Raw genomic sequence first — 12,434 nt, 5'->3', positions numbered from 1 at the left:
CTATTCCCTTCTTCCGACCAAAGGGAGGAAGAACTTTCAATGACCAAAGTAGCGCTCGTCACCGGTGGATCGCGCGGCATCGGCGCCGCCATATCGATCGGCCTGAAGAATGCCGGTTACACCGTTGCAGCCAACTATGCCGGCAATGACGAGGCAGCGGGGAAGTTCAGCGCACAAACCGGCATCAAGGCCTACAAATGGTCGGTCGCCGACTACGACGCCTGTGCCGCCGGAATCAAACAGGTCGAGGCCGATCTCGGCCCGGTCTCGGTGCTGGTCAACAATGCCGGCATTACCCGCGACGCCATGTTCCACAAGCTGACGCGCGAGCAGTGGAAGGAAGTCATCGACACCAATCTGTCTGGGGTCTTCAACATGACGCATCCGCTGTGGGGCGGCATGCGCGACCGCAAATTCGGCCGCGTCATCACCATTTCCTCCATCAACGGCCAGAAAGGCCAGGCCGGCCAGGTCAACTATTCCGCCGCAAAGGCCGGCGACATCGGCTTCTCGAAGGCGCTGGCGCAGGAGGGCGCGCGCGCGGGCATCACAGTCAATGTCATCTGCCCCGGCTACATCGCCACCGAGATGGTCAAGGCGATCGACGAGAAGGTGCTGAATGAACGCATCATTCCGCAGATCCCGGTCGGCCGCCTCGGCGAACCGGAAGAGATCGCGCGTTGCGTCGTCTTCCTCGCCTCTGAGGACGCCGGTTTCATCACCGGCTCGACCATCACAGCCAATGGCGGCCAGTATTTCGCCTGAACGACAGCATTTCGCCCGGTAGGACGGGCCGGCTTATGGCCCGTTTTTTCATCGCCGGCCGGCGATGTTCCGGGCTGCGCGCTAGACATCCCGTTCCGGCACGCAAAGATTAACGATTTCCAGGCGCCCTGTGCAAAACCCGGTTCGCAAGCTGTGAATTCTCGGTGGACAAGCTGTGGACAACACAACATGTTGGGGTGAACAAACCAGGAAAATCCCGCCATCGCTGATTGATCGCCGATTCGTTCCGGCTTTGAGCGCAACGTTAACGACCAACGCCGAAAATCACCGGCAAATGGTTAAGGCCGATTAAGAAAATTCAACAATTTCATAATGTTGGCCGAGGCGTATCGGATCACGACGATGCCCCGCCGGCAAAGGTTAACGCCAATGGTCGCCTTGCAGGAATCGGGCCAGTTTCCGCGATTCAGCATATGGTGAGACTCAGCCTCGCAAAATCCACATGTAGCCGTGAACAAAAGCTGAATCTGCCGGAGTCACTGATTCGTCGCCGATTCGTTCCAGACTCGTTCCAACTGTTAATTGAGACCTCAAAGACGAACCGTGGGATTGCCGGCCGGAACATTCCGCTTTCGCTTCGCGCCTGAAATCCCTATGTGTCGCCTGTCATACGCGCCACGCGAGGCGCGCTCCCGACAACACGATGCAGAAAGCCTCATCTCCAGGCCGATGAACATCCAGCCGAAACACACCGAGCCGCTGATCCTGTCGGGCCGCGACGTGACTGCCGTGCTGGGTCCGACCAACACTGGCAAGACCCATCTCGCCATCGAGCGCATGGTGGCGCATGAGAGCGGCATTATCGGCCTGCCGCTCCGCCTTCTGGCGCGCGAGGTCTATGCCCGCGTCTGCGAAAAGGTCGGCGCCCACAAGGTGGCGCTCATCACCGGCGAGGAAAAAATCCAGCCGCCCGGCGCGAAATATTCGGTCTGCACCGTCGAAGCCATGCCGCGCGAGACCGACGTTGCCTTCGTCGCCATCGACGAGGTGCAGCTCGCCGGCGACCTCGAGCGCGGCCATATCTTCACCGACCGAATCCTGCACCTGCGCGGGCGCCAGGAAACGCTGCTGCTCGGCGCGGCCACCATGCATGGCATCCTGCAAAAGCTGCTGAGAGGCGTCTCGGTGGTGACGCGCCCTCGCCTGTCGCACCTGGCCTACGCCGGTTCGAAGAAATTGACCCGCCTGCCGCGGCGTACGGCGATCGTCGCTTTCTCCGCCGACGAGGTCTATGCCATCGCTGAGCTGATCCGCCGCCAGCAAGGAGGAGCGGCGGTCGTGCTCGGCGCACTGTCGCCCCGCACCCGCAACGCCCAGGTGGCAATGTTCCAGGCAGGCGACGTCGACTATCTCGTCGCCACCGACGCCATCGGCATGGGGCTCAACCTTGATCTCGATCATGTCGCCTTCGCCCAGAACCGCAAATTCGACGGCTACCAGTACCGCAACCTGACGGCGGCCGAGCTCGGCCAGATCGCCGGCCGCGCCGGCCGGCATCTGCGCGACGGCACCTTCGGCGTCACCGGCCAGGTCGATCCGCTGGACGAGGAGTTGGTCAAGCGCATCGAGGGGCACGAGTTCGATCCGGTGAAGGTGCTGCAATGGCGCACCGCGCATTTCGACTTCGCCAGCCTCGACGCGCTGAAGCGCTCGATCGAAACCAACGCGCCGGTCGAAGGCCTGACGCGCGCGCTGCCGGCGGTCGATGCGCAGGCGCTCGAACATCTCTCCCGCGACGAGGACATCCGCGCGCTGGCTACCAATGCCAAGCGCGTCGCGCTGCTGTGGGAAGCCTGCGCGCTGCCCGACTACCGCAAGATCGCGCCTGCCCAGCACTCCGACCTGATCGCCTCGATCTACACCGACCTCGCCAAACACGGCCATGTCGACGAGAACTACATGGCCGAGCAGGTGCGCCGCGCCGATACGACCGAGGGGGACATCGACACGCTGTCGCACCGCATTGCGCAGATCCGCACCTGGACATTCGTGTCCAACCGGCCGGGCTGGCTGGCCGATCAGGCACACTGGCGGGAAAAGACGCGCGAAATCGAAGACAGATTGTCGGATGCGCTGCATGAGCGGTTGACGAAACGGTTTGTAGACCGCAGGACTTCCGTCCTCATGCGGCGCCTTAGAGAAAATACAATGCCTGAAGCCGAAATCAGTCCTACCGGAACCGTCCTTGTCGAAGGCCATCATGTCGGCGAGTTGCAAGGGTTCCGCTTCACCGCCGACCAGAGCGCCGGCGGCGAAGACGCCAAGGCCGTGCGTACGGCAGCGCAAAAAGCGCTGGCCGCCGAGTTCGAGGCGCGTGCCGAACGCTTCGGCGCCTGCGCCAATGGCGAGCTTGCGCTCGGCTCCGACGGCACGCTGCGCTGGATCGGCGCGCCGATCGGCACGCTGGTTGCCGGCGAGGACGCGCTGAAGCCGCGCCTGGTGCTTTTGGCCGACGAGCAGTTGACCGGCCCCGCCCGAGACAAGGTCGCCGCGCGCGCCGAGCGTTTCGTCAATTTCCAGATCGAGTCGCTGCTGAAGCCGCTGGTCGATTTGAAGAATGCCGAGCAGATCGCCGGCATCGGCCGTGGCATCGCCTTCCAGCTCGTCGAGCATTTCGGCCTCATCAACCGCCGCGACATCGCCGAGGAAATGAAGTCGCTCGACCAGGAGGGTCGCGCCGCCTTGCGCCGGCTCGGTGTGCGCTTCGGCGCCTACCACGTCTTCGTGCCGGCGCTGATCAAGCCGGCGCCCGCCGGACTGATTACGCTGTTGTGGGCGCTGAAGAACGACGGCAAGGACAAGCCGGGCTTTGGCGACGTGGTGCACGCCCTGGCTTCCGGCCGCACCTCGGTGGTCATCGATCCTGCTTTCGACAAGAGCTTCTACAAGCTTGCCGGATACCGCAATCTCGGCCGCCGAGCCGTGCGCATCGACATTCTGGAACGGCTGGCCGACCTGATCCGGCCTGCGACCAACTGGAAGCCCGGTCTGGGACAGCGCCCGGACGGCGCCTATGACGGCCAGTCCTTCATGGTGACGCCGCCGATGATGTCCATCCTCGGCGCCACCGCCGACGACATGGAAGAGATCCTGAAAGGTCTCGGCTATCGCGCCGAGCCGAAGCCGCCGGCAGAGGTCAAGGCGCGGCTGGAAGCACAGGACAACGCGGCGCGGGAAGCGGCGGCGGCAAAGCTGGCGGAAGCGGCAGCCAAGGCCGAGCAGGCCCAGACGGCGGAAGCCGCTGCAGGCGAAGCTGTCGCTGAAGCGCCGACCGACAGTTCGGAACCGGATGCGGTTGCCGCCGCTGAGCCTGCGGCTGAGGAGCCCGTCGCCGAAGTCGCAGCGGCCGTTGCTGCGGACGCTCAGCCGGGCGCGCCTGCCGAGGGTTCGGAGCCAACTGCGGCCGTTGAAGCCACCGCCGAAGCTCCAGCCATCGAGGAAGCAACGGCGGAGCCCGTCGCGAAAGAACAGGTCGAAGCTCCCATAGAAATCGCGGAAGAAGCTCCGGCTGTTGCAGAAGCTGACGCCACCGTCCCCGAAAGCGCCGACGCCACCGTCGCCGAAAACGCCGACGCCCTTACCTCCCCCTCGATGGGGGAGGTCGCGGCGCGAAGCGACGCGGGTGGGGGTGACAGCGTTAACGAAGCAGGTGCAGACACAGCAGACACTTCAGGCGCAACCGCCGACGCCGGCGCTGCCCCCACCCCGGCGCTGCGCGCCGACCCTCCCCACGAGGGGGAGGGTGGAAGCGCTGAGCCTGTCCCCGAGGCCGAAGCGCCAAAGCCCATCTTGCTGTGGCGGCAGGGTCGTTTCGAGCAGCGCCCGCGCCATCGGCAAGACAACCGCAGAGACAATCGCCCGCGTAACGGCCAGGCTAGCCGCGCCGATGCGCCGGCCGACGCTGCCGGCGGACAGCCGGCACCGGGCGAACGGCCGGCCTATCAGGGCCGGCGCGACCAGCGCGACGGTGCCGCCAAGCCACGCTTCGACCGTTCGAAGTTCAAGCCCAAGCCGCAGGCCGAGGGCGAACAGCGCCGCGACGGCAAGCCGCAAGGCGAGCGTCCGCGCGAGGGCCGGCCTGACTGGAAAGGCGGCAGGCCGGAAGGCAAAGGCGGACCGCAAGGCGCCAAGCCGGCTTTCCAGGCCAAGCCACGCGAGGAACGCCCGGCGCGCTTCGATCCGGACTCGCCCTTCGCCAAGCTCGCCGCCTTGCGCGACCAGTTGAAGAAATAAGCCCCAGGTTCGCTGCGATGGTTGCTGAAGGTCGTCAGCGCATCGACAAGTGGCTGTTCTTTTCGCGCGCGATAAAATCGCGCTCGCTGGCGGCCAAGCTGGTTGTCGCCGGACGCGTCCGCATTAATAGCGACAAAGCAGCGCAGGCCTCCGATCTGGTCAAGCCTGGCGACGTTTTGACCATTACGCACGAGCGCCGCATCTTCGTTTGGAAGGTGCTTGGCACCGGCGTGCGGCGCGGTCCGGCCGAGGAAGCGCGCACGCTCTACGAGGACATGTCCCCGCCGCCGGCCCCAAAAGGCGAGGCTGTTGCCGATGCCATTCCGGCGCTGCGCGACGCCGGCAGCGGCCGGCCGACCAAGAAAGAGCGCAGGCAAACCGACCGGCTGTTCGGCGAAGACTGAAGCCTTGGCCGTCTGCGCCATGCCGGCGGTCTGGAATTTCATTCCGGACACGCGGGCCCCGCCTGCAATGGCTGCCCTTGCAAGCGGCAGGCAAAGGCGTTACCTCACCAAAAAAGCCGCCGCATCGGCCCGAAAATCGGAAATCGATTTTTCGGAAGGCACGATGCGCAGATTCAAAGTGTCAGAGCGTACTTTATGCGTCCAAGTGGACGCACGTCGCTCTAGCAAGAACGGGACGTCCCGGAGCCGACCAATGACCTATGTCGTGACCGACAACTGCATCAAATGCAAGTACATGGACTGCATCGAGGTCTGTCCGGTCGACTGCTTCTACGAGGGCGAGAACATGCTTGTCATACATCCCGACGAGTGCATCGACTGCGGCGTCTGCGAACCGGAATGCCCGGCCGATGCAATCAAGCCCGACACCGAGCCGGGCCTCGACAAATGGCTGCAGGTCAACACCGAATACGCCGAGAAATGGCCCAACATCACCGCCAAGAAGGAGCCTCCGGCAGATGCCAAGAGCTTCGACGGCGAAGCCGGCAAGTTCGAGAAATATTTCTCCGCCGAGCCCGGCGAAGGCGACTGAGCACATGACGCTGAAATCGGAATCGATTTCGGAAAGGGTGATGCGCAAAGCAAAAAAGTGCGGCCTATTGGATCGTCATAACGCTGCGTAACGCGCCTCATACATTAACTGCCTTGACAGGCGGCGATGGCGCTCGACCTTCGCGTTTGCAGCAAAACCTTGATTCTTCCGACTTTTTGTGCTACACCAGTTGAAACATGCCGGTGACACAACGTCGATTTATGGCGCAAGCGCCCCAAATCACTGAAAGGTGAAATCCCCAATCGGACCAGAGCGATCTGGGCCAGGCAGTCGCTATGTATGCGGTTTGCCGGTCCCGGCTTTTTCCGATGGGTTCATCTGTTGTGCGGCTAACGATCGGTGTCCCCGGTCGCATGCGTTCGGACCGGCAGGCCGCCGGTGCCACAACAAGGAGTTCAGGGCGTAATGGCAACGATCACCCCGCAGAAGAAGTCCACCTCGGCACGCCACGGTTTCAAGACCGGCGAGTACATCGTCTATCCGGCGCACGGCGTCGGCCAGATCGTCTCGATCGACGAGCAGGAAGTTGCGGGCCACAAGCTGGAACTGTTCGTCATCGACTTCCAGAAGGACAAGATGCGCCTGAAGGTTCCGGTCGCCAAGGCGACCTCCATCGGCATGCGCAAGCTGTCGGAAGAGGATTATGTCGAGCGCGCGCTGAAGGTCGTCCAGGGCCGCGCCCGCGTCAAGCGCACCATGTGGTCTCGCCGTGCGCAGGAATATGATGCCAAGATCAATTCGGGCGACCTGATCTCGATCTCGGAAGTCGTGCGCGACCTCTACCGTGCCGACAACCAGCCGGAACAGTCCTATTCCGAGCGTCAGCTCTATGAGGCGGCACTCGACCGCATGGCGCGCGAGATCGCGGCAGTCAACCGCATGTCGGAAACCGAAGCCGTGCGCCTGATCGAGGTCAACCTCAACAAGGGCCCGAAGCGCGGCGCCAAGGCCGACAATGAGGAAGCCGAGCAGGAAGAAGCTGCCTAATCGCTTTCACCGTCGAATTCATGAAAAACCCGGCCTTGTGCCGGGTTTTTGTTTTTACCCCCTTGTGGGGTTCCAAGGACGGGCGGGACCCGTGGCTCGCCCAGGCAGGTGGCTGCGAAGCAGAGAGGATGGGGACGACACCAGACCGCACCCGGACCTTCCGTCCGACCTCTTCACAAGGGGAACGTAGAAGGCTCAGCCGCCGGCTTCCTTCTCCGCCTCCTGCTTCAGCGTCGCAATAAAACGCTTGGTCCGTTCACGCTCCGGGTTGGAGAACACCACGGCGGACGGCCCCTTCTCGACGATGACGCCGGCGTCGAGGAACACCACCTCCTGCGCAATCTTGGAGGCAAGGCGAAGGTCGTGCGTGGCCATCACCATGGTCGTGCCTTCGCTGGCGAGTTTTCCCAGCACGTCGACCACTTCCTGCGCCAGTTCCGGATCGAGCGCCGAGGTCGGCTCGTCGCAAAGCAGCACTTTCGGCGACGGCGCCAGGGCGCGGGCGATCGCCACACGCTGCTGCTGGCCGCCCGACAGCGTTGCCGGCCAATCGTCCGCCTTGTGCGCCATGCCGACCTTCTCGAGCAGCGCCAGTGCCCGCTCGCGCGCCTTTGCCGTCGGCCATTTCAGCACCGTCACCAAGCCTTCCATGACGTTCTCGATCGCGGTGCGATGCGGGAACAGCTGGAAGTTCTGGAACACCATGCCGGTCTGCAGCCGCAGGCGCTGGATGTCGCGGCTGGGGATCTTGATGCCGGGACGGAATTCCAGCGTCTCGTCGCCGATGCGCACCATGCCCGAGGTCGGGATCTCCAACAGGTTGATGCAGCGCAGCAGTGTGCTCTTGCCTCCGCCGGAGGGGCCGACGAGCGCGGTGACGCTGCCTTCGGCAATGGTGACCGTCACGCCCTTCAGCACCAGATTGTCGCCGAAGCGCTTTTCGATGTCGGTGAGGCCGATCATGAGCGCGCCTCCAGGAAGCCGCCATAGCGGTTGAGCCGCTCCTCCAGCCGCGTCTGCAAGGCCGAAAGCACCGAGCTCATCGCCAGATAAAGGATCGCCGCCTCGACATAGAGGATCAGCGGTTCATAGGTGGTGGCGACGATGCGCTGCGCCGCCTGGAACATCTCCGGCACAGTGATGGCGGCGGCCAGCGACGTATCCTTGACCAGCGAGATGAAGGTGTTGGACAGCGGCGGCACGGCGACGCGGCCGGCTTGCGGCAGGACGGTGCGCCGCATCGCCTGGCTCCAGGTCATGCCGATCGAATAGGCCGCCTCCCACTGGCCCTTCGGCACCGAGCCGATCACGGCGCGGATAATTTCCGAACTGTAGGCGCCTATGTTGAGGGTGAAGCCAATCAGCGCCGCCGGAAAAGCGTCCAGCAATATGCCGACCGAAGGCAGGCCGTAAAAGATCAGGAACAGCTGCACCAGAAGCGGCGTGCCGCGAAAGATCCAGACATAGAAGCGGACCACGGCAACCAGAGGCTTGGGACCGAACAGCCGCACCAGGGCGACAACCAGGCCGACGAACAGGCCGAGTGCGAACGATAGCAATGTCAGCGGTACGGTGAAGATCAACGCCGCCCACAGCAGTGTCGGCAACGAGTCCAGCATCAGGTGTAGCCAGTGCGGCACGAACGGCTCCTCCTTCACAGACCGCCGCGGTGACGGCAGTGCGATTGTGTGCTTCTCATATCATGCGAAAAACGGCGAGCCGTCAAAGACGGCCCGCCGCTATTGGTCATTGCCGGCAAACCGCCGGGAGATGGTCTTTACTGCGAGACATCCTGGCCGAAATAGGTATCGGCGATCCTCTTGTAGGTGCCGTCGGCCTTGATGTCGGCCAGCGCCTTATTGATCGCCGCGACCAGCTCCGGATCACCCTTGCGCACGATGACGCCGGAATAGTCGGCGTTCTCTTCCTGCGCGGCGATCTTCACATTGGCGTCCGGCTTGTGCTTCTTGAAGTCGAGGAAAGACAGGCTGTCATTGATGGTGGCGTCGGCGCGGCCGGTGAGCAGCAGCTGGATCGACTGGTCGAAGCCGTCGGTGCCGACAAGTTCGGCGCCGTTGGTCTCGGCGAGCTTGCCGAAATTCGATGTCAACGACTGTGCCGACTTCTTGCCCTTGAGGTCGGCGAAGGTCTTGATGTCGGTGTTGTCGCCGCGCACGATCAGCACGGCCTTGGAGGCGATGTAAGGATCGGAGAAATCGTACTTGGCCTTGCGCGCGTCGGTGATGCCGACCTCGTTGATCACGGCGTCGTAGCGGTTGGCGTCGAGGCCGGCGATCAGCCCGTCCCATTTGCCTTCGAGGAACTCGACCTTGACGCCGAGCTTGTCGCCGATCGCCTTGGCGATCTCGACGTCGAAGCCGACCAGCGCGCCGGAAGCATCATGATAGGTGAAGGGCGCATAGGTGCCTTCGGTGCCGACCTTGAGTGTGCCGGCCTGCTTGATCTGGTCGAGATTGGCGCCGGCGTGGCCTGATGTAACAGCCAGAACCTGAAGCGTTCCGGCGACGATGAGCGACTTGAGCCATTTCATTTCTGTGTGATCCCGTCCTTGGCCGGTGTCCGGCGCTTGTGAGAGCCGGAAACTGACAGATACAGCGCAGCAAAATAAGGAACCAGATTTCAAAAAAACGACGATCCAGAAATCAGATTCTCAAAGCAGCTCGGATCGGTGCCAATAGTCCCGATCTGCGGTGTCGATGCGCCCTGTCGGACCGCACAAAACAACCGCCATCGGCGGCGGAACCAATCCCCGGTGTGGCACGTTCATGGCTTGTTGTAGGGCGCCGCGTTTCCATTTCAAGAACCCTTGGCTGCGCTAGGCCCGAAGCAATTCCAGGAAAGTGGGAAAGCGGTTTCCCTCGGAATTGCGTCAAACAGAGATAACGGCCGCCAGGCCGTCCGAAAATGTCCGGGAGCAGGAGCGCGGCATGATCGAAGACACGGCAGGACGGACCATGGTCCGCACGGCAATGAAAGCCCCTTACCTCGAGCGCGATGAGGAACATGTTCTCGCCTTGCGCTGGAAGGAAGACCAGGATCAGCAGGCGCTGCATCAGATTACCGTCGCCCATATGCGGCTGGTCATCTCCATGGCTTCGAAATTCCGACATTACGGCCTGCCGCTCGGCGATCTGGTCCAGGAGGGCCATGTCGGGCTGCTGGAAGCAGCCGCGCGTTTCGAGCCGGAGCGCGAGGTGCGCTTCTCGACCTATGCGACATGGTGGATCCGCGCTTCGATGCAGGACTACATCCTGCGCAACTGGTCGATCGTTCGCGGCGGCACCTCTTCGGCGCAAAAGGCGCTGTTCTTCAACCTGCGGCGCCTGCGCGCCCGTCTTGCCAACGGCGCCGAGCCGATCTCTAACGCCACGCTCTACCGCGAAGTCTCGGTAGCCCTCGGCGTCTCCGAGGCCGATGTCGAGAAGATGGATTCCAGGCTTTCAGCACCTGACTCTTCGCTCAACGCACCCCTCGCCGATGAGGCCGGTACCACCGAGCGGATGGACTTCCTGATTTCGGACGATCCATTGCCTGACGAGGTCGCCGGCGACACCATCGACGTCGAACGGCGCCTGATGTGGCTGAAGACGGCGCTCCGCGCGCTCAATGCCCGCGAACTCAGGATCATCGAGGAGCGTCGGCTGACCGACGAAGGTGCGACGCTTGAGGCGCTCGGCGAGACGCTCGGCATTTCCAAAGAGCGTGTCCGCCAGATCGAGGCCCGCGCCATGGAAAAGCTCAAGCTCGCGCTGGTCAAGCAGAACCCCGAATTCATGGCAGCGTGAGATTGCCAGGAACAGGGGTACCGCCCCGAGTTATCTCAGAAAAGTTATCTCAGAAAAAAGCACTACGAAGGCTGGGGTTTCTGACGAAGACCGGCGCTATCTGTCCGTGACGATCTTGACCTTGTCGCCGGCCGAAACCGAGGCGCCCGGCGACATCGCGTTGAGCACGCGGAACAGATCGAGCTTGCGGTCGACGCCGACCATCTGCGCCGAAAGTGTGCCCATCGTCTGCCCGGCCTGTACCGTGACGACGCGGATATGCAGCGGCTTCAGTGCCGCTTTCTCGGCGGGGCTGAGCACGCGGAACGAACCGCTGACCGAGCGTGCCACCGGATCGAGTGTCGTGCTGGCCGAGGGGGCCGCTGTCAAAAGCCGGTAGACTTGGCCGCCGGCGCGGATCACCGCAATGTCGAACTGCCAGCCATCGGCGCCGGCGTGCGCTGTCGCCGCCTCGTTGCCGTCGATCGTCTCCTGGCGCACACTGGTCTCGTCGAGACCGGCCACCCAGCCGCTTCTGATGTAGTCGGTCAGCGCACGATCCTTGTCGATCGACACACCGTCGAAGCGGATCGCCATGTCGCCGGGACCGGTCGCCGTCACCGCCGCCGCCGAATTGTCGATGATGAAGCCGTCGGGCACCGTGAACGAAACGCCGAGGCCCGGATGCAGGAAGGTCTGGCCGCGCACATAGCCCTCTTCCGGCGTGTCGCCATAGAGCAGGCCGTCTATCCCGGCCAGGAAGGAATCGCGGTCGCGGGTGCCGATGCCCGGCGCGCCGAACTGGCGGGCGTGGCGCTGCGCCAGATCAATTCGCTGCGGCGTGTTGGGGTGCGTAGCCAGGAAGTCGAGGCTGGCGTCGGTGGCGCCGCTGATCGAGCGGAAATCGGTATAGGCCGACATCGACTGCAGGAAACGCCCGGCGGCATAGGGATCGTAACCCGCCTCGCCGATCGATTTGATGCCGATCGCGTCTGCCTCCAGCTCCTGGTTGCGCGAGAACTGCGCCAGCCTCAGCTTGCCGCGGATCAATGCCTGCTTGGCGGTCGGACTGTCGCCCAGCACATCGGAGACCACCTTGGTCGCCAGGCCTTCCTCGGCCTCGAGCTGCTGTCGCTGCAGACCGTGATTGGCGGTGACGTGGCCCATCTCATGCGCGATGACGGCGGCGAGTTCGGCCGAATCATTGGCCAGCGCCAGCAGGCCGCGGGTGACGTAGAGATAGCCGCCCGGCAGCGCGAAAGCGTTGACGTTTGGCGAATTGAGGATGGTGATGCGATAGGTCTGGGTCGGATTGGCCGACACCACGGTCAGGCTGCCGACAACCTTGGCCACCATGCGCTCGAGCTTGGGATCGGAATATTCGCCGCCATAGGTGGCAAGGATGCGCGGATGCTGTGCCTTCGCCAGTTCGGCAAGCTTGCTGTTGGCGGCGACATTGTCGACCGTGATCGGCTTGTCGGAAGGCTGGAAGCCGGATTCCTGCACTTCGGGAGGCGTGAACATCTGGCAGCTGGCCAGCGCCACGGCAAGGCCGGCCAGCGCGAGGAAGCGCACCAGCGGTCTGCGTTTCAAAGTGTCAGTGCCGGTCGGCAGCACGGCGTTCCT

At 63.4% G+C, this 12,434-nt stretch carries 10 protein-coding genes; 6 read left to right on the top strand and 4 right to left on the bottom strand.

The window, feature by feature from the left end; all coding sequences use genetic code 11:
* The first annotated feature begins 39 nt into the window (after positions 1-39).
* From phbB to NLY43_RS21035, 5 genes are all read left to right on the top strand, one after another.
* The gene (phbB, locus tag NLY43_RS21055) at positions 40-765 is read left to right on the top strand and encodes an acetoacetyl-CoA reductase (RefSeq protein WP_023698448.1); all 726 of its coding nucleotides are present in this window, start codon (positions 40-42) and stop codon (positions 763-765) included.
* A 690-nt stretch (positions 766-1,455) separates the two neighbouring features.
* Positions 1,456-5,019 carry a helicase-related protein gene (locus NLY43_RS21050; RefSeq protein ID WP_023712817.1) on the top strand — a complete coding sequence of 1,188 codons (3,564 nt, stop codon included), beginning with the start codon at positions 1,456-1,458 and terminating at the stop codon, positions 5,017-5,019.
* 17 nt (positions 5,020-5,036) lie between these two features.
* Positions 5,037-5,423 (top strand): RNA-binding S4 domain-containing protein, encoded by a 387-nt coding sequence (locus tag NLY43_RS21045; protein WP_023693611.1) that lies wholly within the window; start codon positions 5,037-5,039, stop codon positions 5,421-5,423.
* A gap of 253 nt (positions 5,424-5,676) precedes the next feature.
* Entirely contained in the window at positions 5,677-6,015 is a 339-nt protein-coding gene (fdxA, locus tag NLY43_RS21040) for a ferredoxin FdxA (RefSeq protein WP_013529180.1), read from the top strand.
* Positions 6,016-6,441: 426 nt separating this feature from the next.
* The gene (locus NLY43_RS21035) at positions 6,442-7,023 is read left to right on the top strand and encodes a CarD family transcriptional regulator (protein ID WP_023673664.1); all 582 of its coding nucleotides are present in this window, start codon (positions 6,442-6,444) and stop codon (positions 7,021-7,023) included.
* A gap of 195 nt (positions 7,024-7,218) precedes the next feature.
* Here the strand turns inward: NLY43_RS21035 and NLY43_RS21030 are convergent, their stop codons facing one another.
* The 3 genes from NLY43_RS21030 to NLY43_RS21020 form a co-directional block, all read right to left on the bottom strand.
* Positions 7,219-7,986, bottom strand: coding sequence for an amino acid ABC transporter ATP-binding protein (locus NLY43_RS21030; protein WP_023685808.1), 768 nt, complete (start codon positions 7,984-7,986; stop codon positions 7,219-7,221).
* Positions 7,983-8,663, bottom strand: coding sequence for an amino acid ABC transporter permease (locus NLY43_RS21025; protein WP_023713270.1), 681 nt, complete (start codon positions 8,661-8,663; stop codon positions 7,983-7,985). The genes NLY43_RS21030 and NLY43_RS21025 overlap by 4 nt, the downstream gene beginning before the upstream one ends.
* 137 nt (positions 8,664-8,800) lie before the next feature.
* Positions 8,801-9,574 carry an amino acid ABC transporter substrate-binding protein gene (locus tag NLY43_RS21020; RefSeq protein WP_023712815.1) on the bottom strand — a complete coding sequence of 258 codons (774 nt, stop codon included), beginning with the start codon at positions 9,572-9,574 and terminating at the stop codon, positions 8,801-8,803.
* A gap of 397 nt (positions 9,575-9,971) precedes the next feature.
* On the opposite strand from NLY43_RS21020, the gene NLY43_RS21015 reads away from it, so the two are divergent.
* Positions 9,972-10,829, top strand: coding sequence for an RNA polymerase factor sigma-32 (locus NLY43_RS21015; protein ID WP_023693606.1), 858 nt, complete (start codon positions 9,972-9,974; stop codon positions 10,827-10,829).
* Between the two features lie 96 nt (positions 10,830-10,925).
* Here NLY43_RS21015 and NLY43_RS21010 read toward each other — a convergent pair whose 3' ends face one another.
* A complete protein-coding gene (locus NLY43_RS21010; protein ID WP_245260366.1) occupies positions 10,926-12,332 on the bottom strand; it encodes a M48 family metalloprotease in 1,407 nt (468 codons plus the stop codon).
* Between the last annotated feature and the right edge of the window lie 102 nt (positions 12,333-12,434).

It is taken from the genome of Mesorhizobium sp. C416B (assembly GCF_030323165.1).
Taxonomy (GTDB): domain Bacteria; phylum Pseudomonadota; class Alphaproteobacteria; order Rhizobiales; family Rhizobiaceae; genus Mesorhizobium.
The sequence above is the reverse complement of the archived record's forward strand: the minus strand, read 5'-3'. Positions and strand labels throughout refer to the sequence as shown.